The following is a 22692-nucleotide window of genomic DNA, read 5'->3' as shown; positions in this document are numbered from 1 at the left end:
CTCATTAGATAAAATCCAGCTGATTACCAACCCGTGATTTCACGTAGGCCTTTACCGATGTCAGCAAGAGACTTAACAGTCTTAACGCCTGCTGCTTCCAGTGCTGCGAATTTATCTTCAGCAGTACCTTTACCACCAGAGATGATTGCGCCTGCGTGGCCCATACGTTTACCCGGAGGAGCCGTAACACCAGCGATGTAAGATACAACTGGCTTAGTTACGTTTGCTTTGATGAACTCAGCCGCTTCTTCTTCCGCAGTACCACCGATCTCACCAATCATTACGATTGCTTCAGTCTCTGGGTCTTCTTGGAAAAGTTTTAGGATATCAATGAAGTTTGAACCTGGAATAGGGTCACCACCGATACCAACACATGTAGACTGACCAAAGCCTTCATCTGTTGTTTGTTTAACTGCTTCGTACGTCAGAGTTCCTGAACGAGATACGATACCTACTTTACCCTTCTTGTGGATATGGCCAGGCATGATACCAATCTTACACTCGTCTGGAGTGATAAGACCTGGACAGTTAGGACCGATCATGCGAACGCCAGTTTCTTCTAGCTTCACTTTAACGTCGATCATGTCTGTAGTAGGGATACCTTCAGTGATTGTTACGATCAGTTCGATACCTGCATCAATCGCTTCTAGGATTGCATCTTTACAGAAAGGTGCTGGTACGTAGATAACTGTTGCTGTTGCGCCAGTCGCTTCTACTGCTTCACGTACTGTGTTGAATACTGGAAGGCCTAGGTGAGTTTGACCACCTTTACCAGGTGAAACACCACCAACCATTTGCGTACCGTATGCGATAGCTTGGTCTGAGTGGAATGTACCTTGACCGCCAGTGAAACCCTGACAGATTACTTTAGTGTCTTTGTTAATTAATACAGACATTATTTAGCCTCCGCAGCAGCAACAACTTTCTGAGCAGCATCTGTTAGAGATACAGCAGCAATGATATCAACATCAGAATTAGCAAGTACTTCGCGACCTAGGTCGGCGTTTGTACCTTCTAGACGAACAACTACTGGAACGGTTACGCCTACTTCTTTAACTGCACCGATAATACCTTCAGCGATCATGTCACAACGAACGATGCCACCGAAAATGTTTACGAGTACTGCTTTAACATTGTCATCAGAAAGGATGATCTTGAATGCTTCAGCTACACGCTCTTTTGTCGCGCCGCCGCCTACATCAAGGAAGTTTGCTGGCTTGCCGCCGTGTAGGTTTACGATATCCATCGTACCCATCGCAAGGCCTGCACCGTTAACCATACAGCCAACGTTGCCATCAAGTGCTACGTAGTTCAGTTCCCACTGAGCTGCGTGCGCTTCACGCTCGTCTTCTTGTGAAGGATCGTGCATTTCACGAAGCTTTGGCTGACGGTACATTGCGTTTGAGTCAATGTTGATCTTGCCGTCTAGGCAAAGCAGGTTGCCTTCGCCGGTAATTACAAGCGGGTTGATTTCTAGTAGAGCTAGGTCGTACTGAGAGAACATTTGGCCAAGACCCATGAAGATCTTAACGAACTGTTTAATTTGATCGCCAACTAGACCAAGTTTGAACGCAAGTTCACGGCCTTGGTAAGCTTGAGGACCCACTAGAGGATCGATCGCTGACTGGTGAATCAACTCTGGAGTTTCTTCAGCGATTTTCTCAATGTCCACGCCGCCTTCAGTTGACGCCATGAATACAATTTTGCGCGTTGCACGGTCAACAACAGCACCTAGGTAAAGCTCGTTAGCAATGTTCGATGCTTCTTCAACTAGGATCTTTGTTACAGGCTGACCATTAGCGTCTGTTTGGTAAGTCACTAGGTTTTTACCTAGCCACTTTTGTGCAAACTCTTTAACGCCTTCTTTAGTGTCATGTAGCTCTACGCCGCCCGCTTTACCGCGACCACCAGCATGCACTTGACACTTAACGACTTTCTTGGCTGTACTGATACGGCCTGCAGCTTCGAAAGCTTCTTGTGCTGTATCACATGCGAAACCTTCTGGTACAGGCAAACCGAATTCTGCAAACAGCTGTTTGGCTTGGTATTCATGCAAATTCATTTTGATATTCCGTTTATTTTCCCTTAAGGGATTATTATTTCCATAACGACACAGTTTCCTGTGGTACGTCTGTAGGGTCTTCTCAAATCAACTGCTGTCCATTTTCTAATGGCTTTACAGTTCAAGTGAAGGCCAGACGTTGAGCAGCCTAGCCTTTGAAACTTTTTACGTCTAGCTAACGGGGTTAACTAGACGTTTTAGAGATACTAAACGTCTAATAGCAGACGTGCAGGATCTTCTAGAAGCTCTTTGATTGTCACTAGGAAGCCAACTGATTCACGGCCATCAATTAGACGGTGATCGTAAGAAAGCGCTAGGTACATCATTGGTAAGATCTCAACCTTGCCATCAACAGCCATTGGACGATCTTGGATTTTGTGCATACCCAAAATTGCCGCTTGAGGCGGGTTGATGATTGGCGTAGACATTAGAGAGCCAAATACACCACCGTTCGTGATAGTGAAGTTACCGCCCATCAGCTCATCAACAGTTAGCTTGCCGTCACGGCCTTTGATTGCTAGCTCTTTGATGCCTTTTTCGATGTCAGCGAAACCTAGTGTGTCACAGTCTTTCAGTACTGGAGTTACTAGACCACGTGGCGTTGATACTGCCATGCTGATGTCGAAGTAGTTGTGGTAAACGATATCTGTACCATCAATAGAAGCGTTAACTTCTGGGAAACGTTTCAGTGCTTCTGTTACTGCTTTCACGTAGAAAGACATGAAACCAAGACGCGTATCGTGACGCTTCTCAAATTGGTCTTTGTACTGCTTACGAAGATCCATGATTGGTTTCATGTTCACTTCGTTGAAAGTAGTCAGCATCGCTGTGCTGTTCTTCGCTTCTAGAAGACGGTTTGCAACTGTCTTACGTAGGCGAGTCATTGGCACGCGTTTTTGGCTACGAGCTGCTGCTGGCGCTTCAGCTACTGGTGCAGATGCTGCTGCCGGAGCCGCTTTCGCTGCTGCTAGGTGTGCGTCGATGTCTTCACGAGTAATACGACCACCAACACCAGTGCCTTTAACGTCAGCAGGTTGTAGGTTGTGTTCTGCAAGAAGACGACGAACAGCAGGGCTTAGTGCGTCGTTGCTTTCTTCTGTAAGTGCCGCTTTGTGGCGCTTATCAGGAGAAGCTTCTGTATCTTCAGTCGTGTCTTTCGTTGGTTCACCAGCGACAGCACCAGGCTTGATTTTCGCAAGAAGCTGCTTAGAAAGTACCGTAGCACCCTCTTCTTCAATGATAGCTTCCAGAACACCCGCTTCAGGAGCCGGTACTTCTAGAACTACTTTATCTGTTTCGATGTCTACAATGACTTCATCACGTGCAACGGCTTCGCCTGGTTTTTTGTGCCAAGTTGCTACTGTTGCATCAGCCACAGATTCAGGTAAATCTGGAACCAGAATTTCAATTGTCATGTCTGTATTTTCCTTTTACTTCTAGTTCTTAAGTAGGGTCAAAGCGTCGTCTACTAACGCTTTTTGTTGTTTCAAGTGTACCGACATATAGCCAACAGCTGGTGACGCTGATGCAGGACGACCTGCGTATTGAATATCAGCACCCACTGGGATAGCAGCTCGGAAATTATGTTGGCTACTGTACCAAGCACCTTGGTTTTGTGGCTCTTCTTGACACCAAACGTAATCGACTACATTTGTGTATTGAGCTATCGCAGCTCTCACGTCCTCATAAGGGAACGGGTAAAGTTGCTCAATACGCACAATAGCGACATCGTCTTGCTCGTTCTTACGTCTTTGGTCAAGAAGGTCAAAGTAAACCTTACCTGAACAGAACACGACGCGTTTTACGTTCTCAGGAGCCAGATCATCAATTTCTGCGATAGCTGGTTGGAACGTGCCTTCTGCCAAATCTTCAAGAGAAGATGTACACAGAGGGTGACGAAGCAATGACTTAGGTGACATTACAATCAGTGGACGACGCATTGGTCGAACAACCTGACGGCGAATCATGTGGTAAACCTGTGCCGGTGTTGAAGGAACAACAACCTGCATGTTTTGTTCAGCACATAACTGAAGGTAACGCTCAAGACGCGCAGAAGAGTGCTCTGGGCCTTGGCCTTCATAACCGTGAGGAAGCAACATAGTTAGACCACATAGACGTGCCCACTTTTGCTCACCTGATGAAATGAATTGGTCGATAACAACTTGTGCACCGTTTGCGAAATCACCAAATTGTGCTTCCCAAAGGGTGAGACCGCTTGGCTCTGCTGTCGCATAACCATACTCAAATGCGAGTACCGCTTCTTCAGATAACACAGAGTCAAACACTTGGAATGACCCTTGTTTATCATGAATGTTCGCAAGAGGAACATACGTGCTTGCATCTGATTGATTGTGCAGTACTGAGTGACGGTGGAAGAACGTACCACGACCTGAATCTTGGCCAGAGATACGAATACGCTTACCGTCATCAACAAGTGTTGCGTAAGCCAGAGTTTCAGCCATACCCCAATCGACTTGTTTCTCACCATTCACCATGGCAGTTCGATCGTTGTACAGTTTATTTACTCGGCTTTGCAGCTTGTGGCTGTCTGGGTATTGGCAAAGTTTAGTACCAAGCTCTTTCAGGCGCTCGATATCAATCTTATTGTCCCACTCGATGTTCCAGTCGTGACCTAGGTAAGGAGACCAGTCCACAGAGTGAAGTGCCATTGGGCGCCACTCTTTAACCACAACTTCACCGTGATCAAGTGCATCACGATATTCGTTAACTAGCTGAGTTGCTGTATCAATACCAAACTCTCCACGCTCCATTAGCACGTCAGCGTAAAGCTTACGTGGTGTTGGATGCTTCTTGATTTTTTGGTACATCAAAGGCTGTGTTGCATTCGGCTCATCGGCTTCGTTGTGACCGTGGCGACGGTAACAAACCAAATCAATAACAACATCACGCTTAAAGGTATTACGGTAATCCAATGCAAGACGCGCTACGAACGCAACCGCTTCTGGATCATCTGAATTAACGTGGAAAATCGGAGCCTGAACCATTTTCGCGATATCTGTACAGTACATCGTAGAACGTGTATCGCGAGGGTTAGACGTTGTAAAACCAACTTGGTTGTTTACAACGATACGAACCGTGCCACCAACACAGAAACCACGCGCTTGAGACATGTTAAACGTCTCTTGCACTACACCCTGACCAGCGATAGCTGAATCACCGTGGATAGTAATTGGAAGTACACGGCTGCCGTCTTTATCGTCTAGACGATCTTGTCGAGCACGTACTGAACCGATAACTACCGGGTTTACGATTTCCAAGTGAGATGGGTTAAATGCGAGTGCTAAGTGAACGTTGCCGCCTGGTGTTGCGAAATCCGCAGAGAAACCTTGGTGGTATTTCACATCACCAGTGCCCCACGAGTCATCGCTGTGCTTGCCCGCAAACTCGTCAAACAGGTCTTGTGGCTTTTTACCAAGCACATTGACCAGCATGTTTAGACGACCACGGTGAGCCATACCAACAACAACTTCACGCATGCCTTGTCCACCAGCATGACGAATAATTTCCTTCGTCATTGGGATAAGAGCATCACCACCTTCCAACGAGAAGCGTTTTGCGCCTGGGAATTTCGCACCAAGATAGCGCTCAAGACCTTCAGCAGCCGTTAGCTCTTCTAGGAAAGCTTGCTTTTCTTCTTTATTGAAAGAGGGTTGACCAGATACAGACTCTAAACGTTGTTGGATCCAACGCTTTTGTTCTGTATTAGTCATGTGCATGTATTCAGCACCAATCGAACCACAATACGTTTGCTTTAGAGATTTGTAGAGATCTTTAAGCACCATCGTCTCTTGGCCAATGGCGTAAGAGCCGACGTTAAACGTCTCGTTGAGGTCTTCTTCGGTAAGAGTGTGGAAAGAAGGGTCCAGTTCAGCGACTGTATCTCTTTCCCATAAACCTAGGGGGTCTAGATTTGCTGATTGATGCCCTCGGAATCGATAGGCATTAATAAGTTGCAGAACCTTTACTTGTTTCGCATCGACATCTGGATCACTAACTTGGACACTGTAATGCTTTGTTTCTTGAGCGAGTCGACGGAAGTATTCACGAACACGAGAGTGTGGTTGTTCCACCGCTTCTGAAGCTTGCACAGGCAGTTCTTCAAAAACGCTTCTCCATTCGTCACTTACCGAATCGGGGTCACTAAGATACAGTTCATAGAGTTCTTCTACGTACGTTGCATTGGCGCCAGCCAAGTGTGAAGACTCGAGCCATGCCTTCATCACGCCGTTGTGCATATTTTCCCTTAACCAGTAGTTTTCACGTTTGCTGCGGTCTATGCCGAGCTATTAAAAGGCCGCCCCAAAACTTCTAGGGCGGCAATTTTTATATAACTTAAACCGAACGATTCACAAGCATGGTCTTGATGTGACCAATCGCTTTCGTCGGATTTAATCCCTTAGGACAAACACTTACACAATTCATTATGCCATGGCAACGAAAAACGCTAAATGCATCATCAAGATCGGACAGACGTTCGTCTGTCGCCGTATCTCGGCTATCTATTAGCCAACGGTATGCTGCAAGTAGGCCAGCTGGTCCGATGAACTTATCTGGATTCCACCAGAATGATGGGCATGAAGTCGTACAACATGCACACATAATACATTCATACAAACCATCTAAATGAGCACGTTCATCAGGGCTTTGTAGGTTTTCACGAGCCGGTGGCACATTGCCATCAGACACTAAGAACGGCTTAACTTTTTCGTAGTTATCGTAGAACTGAGTCATGTCTACGATTAAATCACGCACAACAGGCAAACCTGGAAGTGGGCGAATTACGATCTTATCTTGGCCAGAAAGTGCAGACAGTGGCGTGATACACGCCAATCCGTTTTTACCATTCATGTTCAAACCATCAGAACCACATACACCTTCACGGCATGAGCGACGGAATGAAATCGTTGGATCTTGCTCTTTCAAAAGAATAAGCGCGTCCAAAAGCATCATGTCAGAACCTTCTTCCACCTCTAGGGTGTACTCTTTCATGTAAGGTTTCTGGTCCACATCTGGGTTGTAACGGTATAAAGAGAAATTCAGTTTCATGGTCATATCTCCTTAGTACGTACGTGCTTTCGGCGGGAATGCTTCACGATGGATAGGTTCCATGTTCACGCCACGCTTAGTCATACTTTCTGATTCAGGGTTGTACAGAGAATGGCATAGCCATTGCTCATCATCACGATCTGGGAAGTCGAAACGAGCATGCGCTCCACGACTCTCTGTACGGAAGTTTGCTGCAACCGCGGTTGCGAATGCCGTTTCCATCAAGTTTTCAAGCTCTAAACACTCAATACGTTGCGTGTTGAACTCAGTCGACTTGTCTGAAAGGTGTGCATTTTTAAGACGCTCACGAATCACTTTCAGCTCTTCTAAGCCGTCAGCCATCGCTTTACCTTCACGGAATACAGAGAAGTTGTTCTGCATACATTGCTGAAGGTCTTTACGAATTACCGCAGGATCTTCACCGTCAGTACTGTTTTCCCAACGATTGTAGCGCTCTAGTGAACGTTCAATGTCAGCTTCAGTTGCAGGTTTTGCTTCAGCTTGTTTGTTCAAAGTCTCACCAAGGTGAAGACCTGTCGCACGGCCGAATACAACCAAATCAAGTAGCGAGTTGCCACCTAGACGGTTTGCACCGTGTACGGATACTGAAGCGATTTCGCCACAAGCGAATAGACCTTGAATTTCAACGTCTGTACCGTCTTCAGTTTGTTTAATTGCTTGACCAGAAACCTGTGTAGGAACACCACCCATCATGTAGTGACACGTTGGGATTACAGGAATTGGTTCTTTAACAGGATCAACGTGAGCGAACGTACGAGAAAGCTCACATACACCCGGTAGACGAGATTCAAGCGTCTCTTTACCTAGGTGATCGAGTTTCAGCTTGATGTGTGGACCCCATGGACCATCACAACCACGACCTTCACGAATCTCAACCATCATCGAACGAGCTACAACATCACGACCTGCTAAATCTTTAGCATTCGGAGCATAACGTTCCATGAAGCGCTCGCCGTCTTTATTGAGAAGGTAACCACCTTCACCACGACAACCTTCTGTTACCAAAACACCTGCGCCAGCGATACCCGTTGGGTGGAACTGCCACATTTCGATGTCTTGCATTGGAACGCCAGCACGAATCGCCATGCCAACACCGTCACCAGTGTTAATGTGAGCATTGGTTGTTGATGCGTAAATACGACCAGCACCACCAGTAGCAAGGATTGTTGCCTTCGCTTTGAAGTAGCAAACCTCACCCGTCTCCATACAAAGCGCGGTAGTACCTAAGATTGCACCATCTTCGTTTTTAACAAGATCCAGTGCATACCACTCAGAGAAAACCGTCGTTTTGTGTTTAATGTTTTGTTGGTAAAGCGTGTGTAACAGTGCGTGACCAGTACGGTCGGCTGCCGCTGCGGTACGAGCCGCTTGCTCACCACCAAAATTCTTAGATTGGCCACCAAACGGACGTTGGTAAATACTACCGTTATCAAAACGAGAAAATGGAAGACCCATTTTTTCTAGTTCGATAACCGACTCAGGACCATTTTTACACATGTATTCGATAGCATCTTGGTCGCCGATGTAATCGGAACCTTTTACCGTATCGTACATGTGTTGTTCCCAGTGATCTTCATGCGCATTACCAAGAGCAACGGTGATACCACCTTGCGCAGATACAGTATGAGAACGAGTTGGGAAAACTTTAGAAAGCAACGCACAAGATAGGCCTTGCTCAGAAATTTGTAGCGCGGCGCGCATACCAGCACCACCAGCGCCAATTACTACAGCATCAAACTCACGAACAGGAATAGTCACTTACGCACCCCACAAAATAAACAGACCAGAGAAGAAATATCCTAGAAGAACCGCAACAACACCGACTTGAAGACCAACGCGCAATTTTGCACATTTGATGTAGTCAGTTAGTACTTGCCACAAGCCGATCCACGCGTGAACCAAAATTGAAGTAAGCGCTAACATGGTGAAGACTTTAGTGAAAGTACCACCAAAGAATTGCGTCCAAGATGCGTAAGAAATATCACCTGAGAAAGCACAGAAGCTCACTAGGTAGATAGTGTAAAGCGTCATAATGATGGCTGTTGCACGAATCAATAGATAATCATGCACACCATTACGACCAAAAGTAGAAACGTTGTTTACCATACTAAGATCCCCGCTAGTAGAGACAATACCGCTGTTGCTGCGAATGCAACCTTCGCGCTCTTAGCGCCAGATTCCAGCTCTTCAAAGTGACCAAGGTCCATAAGAAGGTGACGAATACCACCAGCAATGTGGTAAGCCAAAGCGGTTAAAATGCCCCACAGAATAAACTTCACGAAGAAACCGTCGACAATGTCGCTAGCTTCCATAAAGCCTACAGGGGAAGAGAGGGAAATGGATAGTAACCAAAGCAGAATTCCGATCGCAACAAAAGTAATCACCCCAGACACACGGTGTAGGATGGAAGCTATTGCTGTGATAGGAAAGTGGATGGTCTGTAAATCTAAATTAACAGGTCTTGTCTTTCTTTCTTTCACGGGCTCGCTCACTCAGCTCCATTGAGCATGATGGTCATTAAATAACCTTATGTATTGTTATGGACAAAATTTGATTGCAAACCCTCAAAATTTAACATTAACTTAACAAATAACGTAAGTTGAGCCTTAGATAATTGTAAAATAATTGTTAACAGCTAGGTTTCCGAAGACACCTCACATTTCTTCTTAGCCTTGCATTTATAAGGTTTTAACCAAACTTTTCAGCGCCACTATACGGCTGGCAACATTCTAATACAATTGATGCAACAAATAATGCTACACAGCACAGACTTTTAACGAATTTAATGTAAAAAACACTAACAAGTGCACACAAAGCTGCAGAAAAATTGACTTTCTGACGTAAGACCAGTAAAAAAATGGCACATAAACATCCTGGACGGATTAATAATAACAAAGGAGATTGTTATGGCGGATAAGAAAGCTACCCTTCATATTGAAGGTCAAGCGCCGATCGAATTGCCGATTACAGAAGGTGTACTTGGTACTCCAGTCATCGACGTTCGTACACTGGGTTCTAATGGTTTTTTCACTTTTGATCCTGGTTTTCTTGCCACTGCATCTTGTGAATCGCAAATCACTTATATTGACGGTGGAAAAGGTATCCTTCTACACCGTGGTTATCCAATTGATCAACTGGCCAATAACGCTGATTACTTAGAAGTTTGTTACATTCTTTTATACGGCGAAGCTCCTTCTCGAGCTCAATACGAAGAGTTCAAGACGACTGTCACGCGTCACACCATGGTTCATGAGCAAATTGCTAGTTTCTTCCACGGCTTCCGCCGTGATGCTCACCCAATGGCTGTTATGTGTGGTGTGGTAGGTGCGCTTGCTGCGTTCTATCATGATTCATTAGATGTTAATAACGACACACACCGTGAAATTGCGGCATACCGCCTAATTTCAAAAATGCCAACACTGGCTGCAATGTGTTACAAATATTCTATCGGTCAACCGTTTATCTACCCACGCAATGACCTAGGCTACGCAGAAAACTTCCTGCACATGATGTATGCGAATCCATGTGAAGAATATGAAGTGAACCCTGTTGTTGCTCGCGCAATGGACAAAATCTTTACGTTACACGCAGATCACGAACAAAATGCTTCAACGTCAACAGTTCGTTTAGCTGGCTCTTCGGGCGCAAACCCATTTGCTTGTATTGCTGCTGGTATCGCTTCTTTGTGGGGTCCGGCTCACGGCGGTGCTAACGAAGCTTGTCTAATGATGCTTGAAGAGATCGGTAGCGTAGACAACATTGAAGAGTACGTAGCAAAAGCAAAAGACAAAGATGACCCGTTCCGTTTAATGGGCTTCGGTCACCGTGTTTACAAGAACTACGATCCGCGTGCAACGGTAATGCGCGAAGCGTGCCACGAAGTACTTAAAGAGCTGAACATTCAAGATCCACTACTTGACGTTGCAATGGAACTTGAGCGCATCGCTCTTTCTGATGAGTACTTTGTATCGAAGAAACTATACCCGAACGTAGATTTCTACTCAGGTATCATTCTGAAAGCGATCGGCATTCCGGTATCAATGTTCACAGTAATCTTCGCGATGTCTCGTACTATCGGTTGGATTGCACACTGGAACGAAATGCACAGCGATCCGACGAACCGCATCGGTCGTCCTCGTCAGTTGTACACTGGTGAAGAACAGCGTGATTTCCAAGCTCTACACGAGCGCGAATAGTAAAGTTTTGACTTTTCTAATCGATTAAAATCAAAAAGGGTTGATGTATTAACATCAACCCTTTTCTTTTATATGCTCTCAACTCCGTCATCCTCAAGAGTGAGGGACGAGCGAGTTAGGGACGAGCGAGTTAGGGATCTCACTAATTGTATCGACAAGTTTTTAGAGATTCCCTACTCCTTCCTTCGTCAGTCTAGGGAATGACGAATTACGTGAGATCTCTCGAAATAAAATCCATTAGAGTTCTAACTAGCCAGTCTCATCGACGGGTACAAATTTATAGTGACTCGTATCCTACATCCCATATTTTCTTTTTATACCGGGTTGTCGATATCGATAAACTCAACAGCTAAGCCATGCTCTTTCGCTAGCCACTCACCTAATGCCTTCACACCATAACGTTCTGTTGCGTGGTGGCCTGCCGCAAAGTAATGGATATCTTGCTCACGTGCTGAGTAAGTTGTGCGCTCTGAAATTTCACCAGAGATAAATGCATCAATACCTTGAGACGCAGCTAACTCAATGTAGTCTTGACCACCACCAGTGCACCAACCGACAGTCGTAATCATTTTGACTTGGTTTTCTGGAGCGATATGCAGTGGTTTACGATTTAGAACTTGGTCAATTTTTGCAGCAAACTCTGCACCCGTCATTGGTGCACTCAACTTGCCAAACATCGCAACAGATTGTGGGTGCCCTTCTAAACCGCCTTCGACTTCGATATCAAGCAACTCTGCAAGCTTGGCGTTGTTACCAAGCTCAGGGTGGATATCTAGTGGGAGATGGTATCCTAAAAGGTTGATGTCGTTTTTAATCAGGGTACGAATGCGCTTACCCTTCATGCCACGAATTGCTTCTGACTCGCCTTTCCAGAAAAATCCGTGATGGACTAACAAAGCGTCTGCGTTCAGTTCTACCGCTTTATCAATCAAGGCTTGAGAGGCCGTGACACCAGTAACGATACGCTTTACTTCTGACGCACCTTCAACCTGTAAACCATTCGGGCAGTAATCTTTAATTTGCTGTGGCTGCAGTTTTTCGTTAAGTAGCTTTTCTAATTGTAAGTTATTCATTTTTATTTCCAGCTTACCTTTATAATAACGTCGTTATATCAATTTACGGGTAGAATGTCGAAAGCCCCAGGGTTATGTTTATAAAGAGCTAGTTTATGAGGAACAGATGACAGCACTGCAACGTTTTTACCAATGGGTCATCGACTCACCGCCATTACTAGAAATCAAGCCACCGGTTTCGGATCTCAGTGCATTCTCTAGCCACCATGCCATCGACTCATCACATACTTATGATGGTAATCCTAGATTAGGTTTCCTCTACCAGCATCTATGCGAACAAGTCATCGTTGCCTCACCGAATTACTCGATAAAGCACGACGAGATTCAGATCAATGTGGAAGGTAGAACTCTCGGGGCAATCGACTTTATTCTTGAAGAAGAGAGCAGCCAAAAACTGCAACATTGGGAAGTGGCGATTAAGTTTTACCTGCTCCATGAACAAACATGGTTTGGGCCAAACTCTCATGATCAATTGGATAAGAAGCTCGATCGTATGTTGAGCCACCAGCTGGGTATGTCGTCTTCAACGGCCTTTGTTGAGCAATATCCAGAGATTGATGTCGACTCAAAGCACCTCCTCATGCAGGGTCGCCTATATACCAACCCCTTCTTAGATCAAAAAGTACCTACTGAATGTTTGGGCTATGACATTAATTCGAGCCAAGTAAACGGTTTTTGGTGCTATCAAAACCAAACTCATTTAATTACGGAAGTGCTCTACCCTCTCACCAAAGAGCAATGGGCAGCGGGCACTGATGATTTCACCTGCGAGCCTATCACCGAGTTTGGTGATCGCTTCGTTCATGGACAAACTAAATCAGGGCAGTTTTGGTTTGTGATGCCACAAAGTTGGCCACACGGATAATCTATTCAGTTATTCAACCACTTAGTCCTAGCCGCTTTATCCACAAACTATAAAAAAGGGCTGATGCTTTCACATCAACCCTTTCACTATTTATCTTGTAACTCTACTAATCTGTATTCGATTATAGGCCAGCGGCTGCAAATACTTGGTTAACAATCTCTTGAGCTTCTGCTTCGATTGCTTTCAGGTGCTCTTCACCTTTAAAGCTTTCACAGTAGATCTTGTAGATGTCTTCTGTACCTGATGGACGAGCAGCAAACCAACCGTTTTCAGTCGTCACTTTTAGGCCACCAATCGCAGCACCATTACCTGGAGCGTGCGTTAAGCGTGCAGTAATCGCATCACCAGCAAGCGTCTCAGCTGAAACCATCTCTGGAGATAGCTTCTTAAGCACGTCTTTTTGTGCGCCGTTAGCTACTGCTTGAATACGGTTGTACTTAGATTCGCCATGTTTAGCGGCAAGTTCTTCGTAGTATTCTTGTGGGTTCTTACCCGTTACTGCTGTGATCTCAGCGGCAAGTAGGCAAAGAATCAGGCCATCTTTATCTGTTGACCAAGGCGTACCGTCTTTACGTAAGAAAGATGCCCCCGCACTCTCTTCACCACCGAAACCAAACTGACCGTTATAAAGACCATCAACGAACCATTTGAATCCCACTGGCACTTCGCAAAGCTCGCGACCTAAGTCAGCAACAACGCGGTCAATCAGAGCACTTGATACCAATGTTTTACCCACTGCAACGTCTTTACCCCAACCTTCACGGTTACGGTATAAGTAGTCAATACACACCGCTAGGAAGTGATTTGGATTCATCAAGCCTTTTGGCGTAACAATGCCGTGGCGATCGTAGTCTGGGTCGTTGCCAAATGCTAGTTGATAGTCGTCTTTAAGAGCCAGTAAACCTGCCATTGCGTATGGAGAAGAACAGTCCATACGAACCACACCATCTTTGTCTAGAGACATAAATTGGAACGAAGGATCAACCGCTTCACTGACCAGAGTCAGGTCTAGGTTGTACGCTTTGCCAATTTGACGCCAGTAATCAATACCGCTACCACCCAGTGGATCAACACCAATCTTGATGTTTGCTTTCTGGATTGCTTCCATATCAACCACGTTAACCAAGTCAGCAACGTAAGGAGCAACTAAATCAACTTCTTTCACTAGCTCAGACTGTTTAGCCTGTGCGATAGGAGTGCGCTTAACGCCTTGCATTTGCTCAGCAATAATCACATTCGCACGATCTTCAATCGCTTGAGTCAGTTCAGCTTCAGCAGGGCCACCGTGTGTCGGGTTGTATTTAATGCCCCCGTCTTGAGGTGGGTTATGTGAAGGCGTGATAACAATGCCGTCAGCTTTTTTATCATTCACTAGATTGTGCGTAAGAATCGCGTGCGAGATACCTGGAGTTGGAGTAAAGCCATTGTTTTCTTGAACGATAACCTCAACGCCGTTTGCAACTAGCACTTCAATAACCGTAGAAAAAGCAGGTTCAGATAGAGCGTGAGTATCTTTGCCTAAGAAAAGTGGGCCTGTTGTACCTTGATCGGCACGAACCTCAGCAACCGCTTGTGCGATCGCTAGAATGTGGTTTTCATTAAATGTTGATTTGTCTGCTGTACCGCGGTGACCTGAAGTACCGAACAGTACTTTATGATCTGGGTTAGTAGCATCCGGTTGCTGTAAGAAATAGTTTGCAACTAAAGCCGGGATATTATGAAGATCTTCCTGCAGAGCTTTCTGCCCGGCACGAGGGTGCATAGCCATTATCGACATCCTTATATAAAATTTAAAAACAAAAAAACCTCATAATATCTTCTTAGCCATGGATATTATGAGGTTTAAATCAGATTTCGTTAAATTGAACCTGTTACTTTTTCTATCAATTCTGCTTGGAAATTCATGCGGCTCATAAGCTGTTCAACCATCTGTCTTTTTCGGCTTGTATTGTTATTCGTAATAACCCAAAAAGGACTTTGTGGAATAGCTTTAGGCTTAGTTGTGTTGCCGTTTGCTAACAACGTCGCTTCGTTGTCTGCAAAGTAAACACGCTTACGGCCTTTTACTTGAGTTGCTTCTGAAAAGCTTAAAGGGTCGATTTTATGCAGTGTTGATAACACAAGCATGAAACGATCAATGGCTTTCTTTAGTGATGCAAACTCATCTGATATTAGTAGTGAGCGCATTTCTTTAACGCCATCGAACTTCTCTGGAGTAAAGCCTACCTCTTTGCTAACAACGATACCTTTTGGCTCAACGATCTCTTCGATCGGAACCGTGCCTTGGTTATCAACCAGTAACAAGCGGCGCAGAATATCTGAAGCGCTTTCGCCAATACGTTCTGTCTGACCCGCAATAAAACGGTATAGGTCCTCATCAACCTCAATTGTTTTCATTCGCTTTTCACAATCTCAATGTTTAAACTCTGAGGGATTATAGCGAGATCCGCGCGGATACTCTACGTCAAACCCACCATGAATAAGATAAAAATGTCAGTACAGCTCAACTATAAAATTGAAGGTGAGGGTCACACCATTGTTTTGATCCATGGATTATTCGGAAATTTGGACAACCTTGGCTTGCTCGCTAGGGATCTAAAAGCCGATCATCAGGTACTTAGCATCGATCTACGTAACCACGGTCAATCTTTCCATAATGACACTCATAATTATCAAGCTATGGCACAAGATGTGGCTCAACTGCTGAATGTTCTTGAGCTAGAAGATGTCACTGTGATTGGTCACTCGATGGGTGGCAAGGTAGCGATGGCACTGACACAACATCTGACGCTGCGTAAATTGATTGTCTTAGATATGGCACCAGTCGCGTACACCCAAAGTCGTCACGACAACGTATTCGCAGGCCTACAAGCTGTGATAGAAGAAAAACCGACATCACGCTCAGAGGCGCTTAAGGTCCTCGCAAAACATATCGAAATTGATGGGGTTCGCCAGTTCTTAGCGAAATCTTTGTTCAAATCAGAACAAGGCATCATGGAATGGCGTTTCAATGTTGCCTCGCTATTAAACAACTACCCACAGATTATTGGTTGGGAACCGATTGACAAAACCTCGGTCAAAACCTTGCTAATCAAGGGTGGTGACTCAGATTACCTGACGACTGAACATCAAACCGCCGTTCAACAGCAGTTTTCCAACGCAAAGGCACATGTTATCGCCAATACTGGACATTGGCTACACGCGGAAAAGCCCGCTGAAGTGCTCCGTGCAATAAGAAAATTCATCACTTAGATGGGTTGATTAGTCGATATAAATGAGAGCTGTGTAATCACAGCAGATTAACTTTATCTCACAACAGTGATATAGTGCGCCCAAGCAAATTTGGTATATAAGGTTCCCATGCTTTACGACTACATGAACATCATTGAATCTGTTGGTTTAGATCTTCTGTTTGCCGCGATTTTCTTTCTAATCGGAATGGCAATTAAAGACGTTCTAAAGCAGGGAAATGTTCCTGCATTTGGTCGTCGTATCGTATGGTTAGTACTTTTCCTTGGCTGCGCAGGTTTTATCGCAAAAGGGATAATCCAACTAAGCTGGGAAGGAACTGGAATCTAACGATTTCCTCCGAACTTTATTACACCGACAACAGACAAAATGAAAGGTAATGATTCTATGGCAAGTGTAGGTCTCTTCTTTGGTAGCGATACAGGTAACACTGAAGCTGTTGCTAAGATGATTCAAAAGCAATTGGGCAAGCAGCTCGTTCAAGTTCAAGACATTGCAAAAAGCAGCAAAGAAGATATCGATAACTTCGATCTGCTGCTGCTTGGTATCCCTACGTGGTACTACGGCGAAGCACAATGTGATTGGGATGACTTTTTCCCTGAGCTAGAAGCTATTGATTTCTCAACTAAGCTTGTTGCTATTTTTGGTTGTGGCGACCAAGAAGATTACGCAGAATACTTCTGCGATGCTATGGGTACTATCCGTGATATCGTTGAAGCAAAAGGCGGTACTATCCTAGGTCACACGTCAACTGAAGGCTACGAATTCGAAGCATCGAAAGGTTTAGTTGAAGGCGATGACAGCCAGTTCGTTGGTCTATGTATCGATGAAGACCGTCAACCTGAGCTGACTGATGAGCGTGTATCTAACTGGGTTAAACAAATCCACGAAGAGATGTGCCTAGCAGAGCTTGAAGACTAATTCATTAACGGTCATTAATTGTTACAATTAATGACCGTTATGTAGATATGAAAAAACCTCCTTATAGGAGGTTTTTTTCTATTCAATATTTATCAATCAACACTCAGCTTCTAATGCTTCGTCATCCTCTCTAAATTGTGGCTTCTTTCTCACATAGAGAGTTCGCTGAATTTCCGAAACCACACTTCCCTGCTTATCTTTAACGTGGATGATAAATTCGGGGAAACACTTCTCACCAAGTTGTGTCTGACGATAGATATCCTCAAGTTGCCCTTGGCTTATCTCAAAGTCTGCATACAAGTCGGATTGACCAGGCTTGATAAAGTTAATACTCGCCTCTTTATCCCAAACATAATATCGCTCACCTAAAATCCCCATTAACATTAACGAGTAAACGGGATCGGTAAGAGAAAAGATACTGCCTCCATATTGAGTCCGATTAGCGTTCTTATTCCACCACCGCAACTTGAGCACAGTCTTAACAACCCTAAAGTCAGCGCTAATGTGGGCTATTCGAATTCCCGAGCCCCAAAAGGGAGGCCAAATATTGAGTGCAAATTTTACAATATTAGGTTTATATATTTTTGCGAGTTGCTTATTCATAACAACAATCCATGTTCATATCAAAAAACACCGTCACCTGACTGGTCGTACCTCCACTATAAGTGAGATACTTCCAATTTACAAAACAGATTGTGATGTCAGTGAGTAACCCTTTGAAGTTCGTGGTTTATTGTTATGCCTGACTAAACTATAATGGTATTAATATTGAATTCTGTTAATTGCTGCAGATCATCAACAGGAAAGTATATGTCAGACAATAATCAAGCGCTAAAAGATGCTGGTCTTAAAGTGACCCTCCCACGGCTCAAAATTTTAGAAGTATTACAACAACCAGACTGCCAACATATTAGTGCTGAAGATTTATATAAAAAGCTGATCGACTTAGGTGAAGAGATTGGTCTTGCGACCGTTTATCGCGTACTAAACCAATTCGATGATGCAGGCATTGTAACTCGTCACCACTTTGAAGGTGGTAAGTCTGTATTCGAACTTTCAACACAGCATCACCACGATCACCTAGTATGTTTAGACTGCGGTGAAGTTATCGAGTTCTCTGATGATCTTATCGAAGAAAGACAAAAAGAAATCGCTCAACGCTACAATGTACAGCTAACTAACCACAGTTTGTATCTGTATGGTAAAAGCATCACTGGGGATTGCAAAGGCAACCCAGACGCACATAAAGCGAAAAAGTAACACAGAACGCTGGCTTAGGCCGGCGTTTTTTATTTGGGCTGATATTGTATTAAGAATCACAGTAGCTTGGCCCACAATTTGGTTATTTCCCAGACACAAAAAAACCGGCTCTAAGCCGGTTTTTTATTAAGCGTCTCTTGAGAAACTAAGCTCCGAGAAACAGAGCTTGGAAAAATAGAGTAGAGAAAAACAAAGCCATTAAGCCTCAGTTTTACCCCAAGTGTCACGTAGACCAACCGTGCGGTTGAATACTAGCGCGTCTGCTTTAGAGTCTTTCGAATCTACACAGAAATAACCTGTACGTTCAAACTGGTACGCTTGCTCTGCCACACCTTCTGCTAGGCTAGGTTCAACAAAACCGTTTAGCGTAACAAGTGATTCAGGGTTTAGCGTTGCAGCGAAATCATCAGCAGCGGCAGGGTTTGGCACTGTGAATAGACGATCGTATAAACGAATCTCAGCAGGCAACGCTTTATCAGCCGATACCCAGTGAATAACGCCTTTCACTTTACGGCCATCTGCAGGGTTCTTACCCAATGTTTCATTGTCGTAAGAACAGAAGATAGTCGTAATGTTGCCTTCTGCATCTTTTTCGATACGTTCAGCTTTGATCACGTAAGCACCACGTAGACGAACTTCTTTACCTAGAACCAAACGCTTGTACTTTTTGTTTGCTTCTTCACGGAAGTCATCACGCTCAATCCAAACTTCACGTGTAAATGGTACTTCACGAGTACCCATTTCTGGCTTGTTCGGGTGGTTTGCTACCGTTAATGTTTCTACTGTATCAGCGTCGTAGTTTTCAATCACGACCTTGATAGGGTCAAGAACAGCCATTGCACGAGGTGCATTTTCGTTCAGATCATCACGGATACAAGATTCAAGTGAACCGAACTCAATCATGTTCTCTTGCTTAGTCACACCAATACGTTTACAGAATTCACGAATCGAGCTTGAAGTGAAGCCACGACGACGCAAACCAGAGATAGTAGGCATACGCGGGTCATCCCAACCTTGAACTAGGTTTTCAACCACAAGTTGGTTCAGCTTACGCTTCGACATTACCGTGTATTCAAGATTCAGGCGGCTAAACTCGTACTGACGAGGTTGGCAATCAATCGTGATGTTATCTAGAACCCAGTCATACAAACGACGGTTGTCTTGGAACTCAAGAGTACAGATAGAGTGCGTAATACCCTCTAGCGCATCAGAGATACAGTGAGTGAAGTCGTACATTGGGTAAATGCACCACTTGTCTGCAGTCTGATGGTGGTGAGCAAAACGAACACGGTAGATAACAGGATCGCGCATAACCATGAATGAAGAGCTCATGTCGATCTTAGCACGTAGACACGCTTTACCTTCTTCAAAGCCACCGTCACGCATTTTTTCGAACAACGCTAAGTTCTCTTCAGGGCTGCGATCACGGTATGGGCTCGCTTTACCTGGCTCTTTTAGCGTGCCACGGTACTCACGGATTTGATCAGGACTTAGCTCGTCAACGTACGCTAAGCCTTTATTAATTAATTCCACAGCATAAGCGTAAAGCGTATCGAAGTAGTTTGATGAGTAACAAATATCACCAGACCATTCAAAGCCTAACCAGCTTACATCATTCTTAATTGACTCAACGTATTCAACGTCTTCTTTTTCAGGGTTTGTATCATCGAAACGAAGATTACATTGTCCCTGGTAGTCCTGAGCAATACCAAAGTTCAAGCAAATAGATTTAGCGTGACCAATGTGCAGGTAGCCATTTGGCTCCGGCGGGAAACGAGTATGCACGCTACTGTGTGTACCATCCGCTAAATCTTTATCGATAATTTGGCGAATGAAATTCGATGGACGAGCCTCAGCTTCACTCATCTATAGCACCTCTATGTATTTAGTATTGTCAGAGAAAGTTATCTTTTGTACCAATGAAAATGGTCGCTTACAGCGCCTGTCAAAGATAGAAAGATCATTGTTGCTAATCATCCACAATTCTTCGCCTTTGCACAATAAGAACCGTCCGTTAATTGCGATTATTTCTGCTATTCGATGAAGAATAGAACGAACCGGGTTCATTGACCTTAAACAGTAGGCACAAAAAAGCCTCCCGTTTGGGAGGCTTTCAATTTGAAACTTACTTAAGAGTAACTTTACTTCTTAATTAAGCACTTCCGTCACTATGGAAGTTTTACATCAGATAGGTCTTCACCTGCACCGATAGCTTTCATTTCGCCAGCTACGATTTCAGCTAGTGGGCCTAGGATAACCTGTAGGTTGTTCTCACCTAGTTTAACCACACCTTTAGCGCCAAGCTTCTTAAGAACAGCTTCATCTGCGATAGAGCGGTCTTTAAGAGTTAGACGTAGACGAGTGATACAAGCGTCGATTGAAGTTAGGTTGTCGTGACCACCTAGTGCTTTCAGGTATTGACGTGCAACTTCACCTTTTGGTGCGTCGCCAGCAGGAGCTGCTACAGCTTCGTCATCATCTTCACGACCTGGCGATTTCAAGTTGAAAGCGCGGATTGCGAAAGAGAAAGTGAAGAAGTATAGAGCACCGAAACCAAGACCGATTAGTAGTAGTACGAATGGTTTAGTTGCTAGACCCCAGTTCAATACGAAGTCGATAAGACCAGCAGAGAAACCGAAACCGTGCAGAGTACCAAACATGTTTGCAACTACTAGAGACAGACCTGTAAATACAGCGTGCATTGCGTATAGAGCAGGAGCTAGGAATACGAACATGAATTCTAGCGGCTCTGTGATACCTGTTAGGAATGAACAGAATGCAACTGAGAACAGTGCGCCACCAACTTGGCTGCGTTTTTCAGCAGGAGCAGCTAGGTACATTGCAAGTGCAGCACCTGGTAGACCGAACATCATTACTGGGAAGAAACCGTTCATGAACACGCCAGCGCCTTTATCGCCACCGAAGAAACGGTGTAGGTCGCCAGATTTAACAGTTTCAGTCACTTCTTTAACTACAGTAGTGATTTCTGGAGTCACAGAGTTAGCGAATGTGAATGTGTGCTCTTGGCCAACAACTAGAGTTTTAGCTAGTGATGGGTCAACACAAAGTTGAGTGATGTTAGCGAATGCGCCTTGACCAGCAACGATGATTTCTTGACATGTACCCATACCGAACCAGAAGTATGAGTTCAATACGTGGTGTAGACCTACAGGGATAAGTGCACGGTTAAGAGTACCGTAAACGAATTGACCAATAGCGCCAGATGTTGATACTGCGTGAGCCAGTGCGTCTAGACCAGATTGAACGCCAGGCCAAACCACACCAGACACAGCACCTGCAACAAGTGCAAATAGACCAGCCATTATAGGTACTAAACGTTTACCCGCAAAGAAAGCCAGCCACTCAGGAAGACGTGTTGCATGGAAAGCGTTGTAAGAGTGACCTGCGATGATACCAGCGAAGATACCGCCGAAGAATGACATGTTTACGTCAGCGTTAATTGTTGTTGCTGTCGCTGTTAGTACGAAGTAAGCAACTGCACCAGCAAGACCTGCTGCGCCGTTACCGTCTTTAGAAAGACCAATCGCGATACCTAGACCAAATAGCAATGGTAGGTTACCGAAGATAGCTCCACCAGCTTCTGCCATGAATGGAATATCAAGTAGATCGCCTTGACCTAAACGTAGTAGAAGCGCCGCAATCGGAAGTGTTGCGATAGGTAGCATTAATGCCTTACCTAGCTTCTGTGCATATCCTAGAATATTCACCAGTTGTTTCCCCCTATAGGATTTTTTAGAATTCATTTGAGAAACTTATTTTAGTCGCTCAATTTAGTCCTATTCAGTGTATTCAATTAATTTTGCCCCGCAAATTAAAACCTTACCATTTGTGATCCTAATCACCAGTTTTTACCAAATCCAGAGGTTTTTGCTAGCGAGATCATAAAACTTATTTTATCATTCAAAAAAATGAGCGTTTATAGATAAAATTCAAATCTAATCCTTAGGCAAAAACATG

20 protein-coding genes are annotated in these 22692 nt (G+C 44.5%); 6 read left to right on the top strand and 14 right to left on the bottom strand.

The window, feature by feature from the left end:
* Positions 1–23: 23 nt before the first annotated feature.
* The 8 genes from sucD to sdhC all read right to left on the bottom strand — a co-directional run bounded on the left by sucD (position 24) and on the right by sdhC (position 9642).
* Complete coding sequence (gene sucD / locus ACED25_RS17810; protein WP_017096870.1) at positions 24–896, bottom strand: succinate--CoA ligase subunit alpha; 873 nt, start codon at positions 894–896, stop codon at positions 24–26.
* Positions 896–2062, bottom strand: coding sequence for an ADP-forming succinate--CoA ligase subunit beta (gene sucC / locus ACED25_RS17805; RefSeq protein WP_009847317.1), 1167 nt, complete (start codon positions 2060–2062; stop codon positions 896–898). The genes sucD and sucC overlap by 1 nt, the downstream gene beginning before the upstream one ends.
* Positions 2063–2268: 206 nt before the next feature.
* A complete protein-coding gene (odhB, locus tag ACED25_RS17800; RefSeq protein WP_371695798.1) occupies positions 2269–3477 on the bottom strand; it encodes a 2-oxoglutarate dehydrogenase complex dihydrolipoyllysine-residue succinyltransferase in 1209 nt (402 codons plus the stop codon).
* Positions 3478–3498: 21 nt separating this feature from the next.
* Entirely contained in the window at positions 3499–6318 is a 2820-nt protein-coding gene (gene sucA, locus ACED25_RS17795; RefSeq protein WP_371695797.1) for a 2-oxoglutarate dehydrogenase E1 component, read from the bottom strand.
* 97 nt (positions 6319–6415) lie between these two features.
* A complete protein-coding gene (locus tag ACED25_RS17790) occupies positions 6416–7129 on the bottom strand; it encodes a succinate dehydrogenase iron-sulfur subunit (RefSeq protein WP_009847320.1) in 714 nt (237 codons plus the stop codon).
* 12 nt (positions 7130–7141) lie between these two features.
* Positions 7142–8908, bottom strand: coding sequence for a succinate dehydrogenase flavoprotein subunit (sdhA, locus tag ACED25_RS17785; protein WP_009847321.1), 1767 nt, complete (start codon positions 8906–8908; stop codon positions 7142–7144).
* The gene (sdhD, locus tag ACED25_RS17780; RefSeq protein ID WP_004734215.1) at positions 8909–9256 is read right to left on the bottom strand and encodes a succinate dehydrogenase, hydrophobic membrane anchor protein; all 348 of its coding nucleotides are present in this window, start codon (positions 9254–9256) and stop codon (positions 8909–8911) included.
* Positions 9250–9642 (bottom strand): succinate dehydrogenase cytochrome b556 subunit, encoded by a 393-nt coding sequence (gene sdhC / locus ACED25_RS17775; protein WP_012604532.1) that lies wholly within the window; start codon positions 9640–9642, stop codon positions 9250–9252. The genes sdhD and sdhC overlap by 7 nt, the downstream gene beginning before the upstream one ends.
* A gap of 414 nt (positions 9643–10056) precedes the next feature.
* Here sdhC and ACED25_RS17770 point away from each other — a divergent pair, with 414 nt between their 5' ends.
* Positions 10057–11346 (top strand): citrate synthase, encoded by a 1290-nt coding sequence (locus tag ACED25_RS17770; RefSeq protein ID WP_004734217.1) that lies wholly within the window; start codon positions 10057–10059, stop codon positions 11344–11346.
* Positions 11347–11660: 314 nt separating this feature from the next.
* On the opposite strand, the gene ACED25_RS17765 is transcribed toward ACED25_RS17770, so the two are convergent.
* Entirely contained in the window at positions 11661–12419 is a 759-nt protein-coding gene (locus ACED25_RS17765) for a Nif3-like dinuclear metal center hexameric protein (protein ID WP_371695796.1), read from the bottom strand.
* A 106-nt stretch (positions 12420–12525) separates the two neighbouring features.
* Between ACED25_RS17765 and ACED25_RS17760 the strand changes: the two genes are divergently transcribed.
* Positions 12526–13284 (top strand): DUF1853 family protein, encoded by a 759-nt coding sequence (locus ACED25_RS17760; RefSeq protein ID WP_371695795.1) that lies wholly within the window; start codon positions 12526–12528, stop codon positions 13282–13284.
* A gap of 121 nt (positions 13285–13405) precedes the next feature.
* On the opposite strand, the gene pgm is transcribed toward ACED25_RS17760, so the two are convergent.
* The gene (gene pgm / locus ACED25_RS17755; RefSeq protein ID WP_009847325.1) at positions 13406–15052 is read right to left on the bottom strand and encodes a phosphoglucomutase (alpha-D-glucose-1,6-bisphosphate-dependent); all 1647 of its coding nucleotides are present in this window, start codon (positions 15050–15052) and stop codon (positions 13406–13408) included.
* Between the two features lie 89 nt (positions 15053–15141).
* Positions 15142–15681 carry a replication initiation negative regulator SeqA gene (seqA, locus tag ACED25_RS17750; RefSeq protein WP_012604536.1) on the bottom strand — a complete coding sequence of 180 codons (540 nt, stop codon included), beginning with the start codon at positions 15679–15681 and terminating at the stop codon, positions 15142–15144.
* 93 nt (positions 15682–15774) lie between these two features.
* Here seqA and ACED25_RS17745 point away from each other — a divergent pair, with 93 nt between their 5' ends.
* From ACED25_RS17745 to fldA, 3 genes are all read left to right on the top strand, one after another.
* On the top strand, positions 15775–16536 hold the full coding sequence (locus tag ACED25_RS17745) for an alpha/beta fold hydrolase (protein ID WP_371695794.1): 762 nt from the start codon (positions 15775–15777) through the stop codon (positions 16534–16536).
* Positions 16537–16644: 108 nt separating this feature from the next.
* Positions 16645–16863 (top strand): DUF2788 domain-containing protein, encoded by a 219-nt coding sequence (locus ACED25_RS17740; RefSeq protein ID WP_009847328.1) that lies wholly within the window; start codon positions 16645–16647, stop codon positions 16861–16863.
* A 57-nt stretch (positions 16864–16920) separates the two neighbouring features.
* A complete protein-coding gene (gene fldA, locus ACED25_RS17735) occupies positions 16921–17454 on the top strand; it encodes a flavodoxin FldA (protein WP_009847329.1) in 534 nt (177 codons plus the stop codon).
* 96 nt (positions 17455–17550) lie between these two features.
* On the opposite strand, the gene ACED25_RS17730 is transcribed toward fldA, so the two are convergent.
* Complete coding sequence (locus ACED25_RS17730; RefSeq protein ID WP_009847330.1) at positions 17551–18057, bottom strand: DUF4442 domain-containing protein; 507 nt, start codon at positions 18055–18057, stop codon at positions 17551–17553.
* Positions 18058–18264: 207 nt separating this feature from the next.
* Here ACED25_RS17730 and fcrX point away from each other — a divergent pair, with 207 nt between their 5' ends.
* Positions 18265–18714 (top strand): ferric iron uptake transcriptional regulator FcrX, encoded by a 450-nt coding sequence (gene fcrX, locus ACED25_RS17725; RefSeq protein ID WP_004734226.1) that lies wholly within the window; start codon positions 18265–18267, stop codon positions 18712–18714.
* A gap of 198 nt (positions 18715–18912) precedes the next feature.
* Here fcrX and glnS read toward each other — a convergent pair whose 3' ends face one another.
* Together glnS and nagE are read right to left on the bottom strand one after the other, a co-directional pair.
* Complete coding sequence (gene glnS / locus ACED25_RS17720; RefSeq protein ID WP_017103235.1) at positions 18913–20580, bottom strand: glutamine--tRNA ligase; 1668 nt, start codon at positions 20578–20580, stop codon at positions 18913–18915.
* Between the two features lie 302 nt (positions 20581–20882).
* Positions 20883–22442 (bottom strand): N-acetylglucosamine-specific PTS transporter subunit IIBC, encoded by a 1560-nt coding sequence (gene nagE, locus ACED25_RS17715; RefSeq protein WP_029222967.1) that lies wholly within the window; start codon positions 22440–22442, stop codon positions 20883–20885.
* Between the last annotated feature and the right edge of the window lie 250 nt (positions 22443–22692).

This window comes from Vibrio sp. 1F263, assembly GCF_041439035.1.
Taxonomy (GTDB): Bacteria; Pseudomonadota; Gammaproteobacteria; order Enterobacterales; family Vibrionaceae; genus Vibrio; species Vibrio tasmaniensis_A.
The sequence above is the reverse complement of the archived record's forward strand: the minus strand, read 5'-3'. Positions and strand labels throughout refer to the sequence as shown.

Coding starts and splice junctions, on each gene's coding strand:
- fcrX (WP_004734226.1), top strand. CDS start 18,265: ATGTCAGACAATAATCAAGCGCTAAAAGATGCTGGTCTTAAAGTGACC.
- ACED25_RS17765 (WP_371695796.1), bottom strand. CDS start 12,419: ATGAATAACTTACAATTAGAAAAGCTACTTAACGAAAAACTGCAGCCA.
- glnS (WP_017103235.1), bottom strand. CDS start 20,580: ATGAGTGAAGCTGAGGCTCGTCCATCGAATTTCATTCGCCAAATTATC.
- ACED25_RS17740 (WP_009847328.1), top strand. CDS start 16,645: ATGCTTTACGACTACATGAACATCATTGAATCTGTTGGTTTAGATCTT.
- ACED25_RS17730 (WP_009847330.1), bottom strand. CDS start 18,057: ATGAATAAGCAACTCGCAAAAATATATAAACCTAATATTGTAAAATTT.
- seqA (WP_012604536.1), bottom strand. CDS start 15,681: ATGAAAACAATTGAGGTTGATGAGGACCTATACCGTTTTATTGCGGGT.
- odhB (WP_371695798.1), bottom strand. CDS start 3,477: ATGACAATTGAAATTCTGGTTCCAGATTTACCTGAATCTGTGGCTGAT.
- fldA (WP_009847329.1), top strand. CDS start 16,921: ATGGCAAGTGTAGGTCTCTTCTTTGGTAGCGATACAGGTAACACTGAA.
- sucC (WP_009847317.1), bottom strand. CDS start 2,062: ATGAATTTGCATGAATACCAAGCCAAACAGCTGTTTGCAGAATTCGGT.
- ACED25_RS17770 (WP_004734217.1), top strand. CDS start 10,057: ATGGCGGATAAGAAAGCTACCCTTCATATTGAAGGTCAAGCGCCGATC.
- ACED25_RS17790 (WP_009847320.1), bottom strand. CDS start 7,129: ATGAAACTGAATTTCTCTTTATACCGTTACAACCCAGATGTGGACCAG.
- sucD (WP_017096870.1), bottom strand. CDS start 896: ATGTCTGTATTAATTAACAAAGACACTAAAGTAATCTGTCAGGGTTTC.
- sucA (WP_371695797.1), bottom strand. CDS start 6,318: ATGCACAACGGCGTGATGAAGGCATGGCTCGAGTCTTCACACTTGGCT.
- pgm (WP_009847325.1), bottom strand. CDS start 15,052: ATGGCTATGCACCCTCGTGCCGGGCAGAAAGCTCTGCAGGAAGATCTT.
- ACED25_RS17745 (WP_371695794.1), top strand. CDS start 15,775: ATGTCAGTACAGCTCAACTATAAAATTGAAGGTGAGGGTCACACCATT.
- ACED25_RS17760 (WP_371695795.1), top strand. CDS start 12,526: ATGACAGCACTGCAACGTTTTTACCAATGGGTCATCGACTCACCGCCA.
- sdhD (WP_004734215.1), bottom strand. CDS start 9,256: ATGGTAAACAACGTTTCTACTTTTGGTCGTAATGGTGTGCATGATTAT.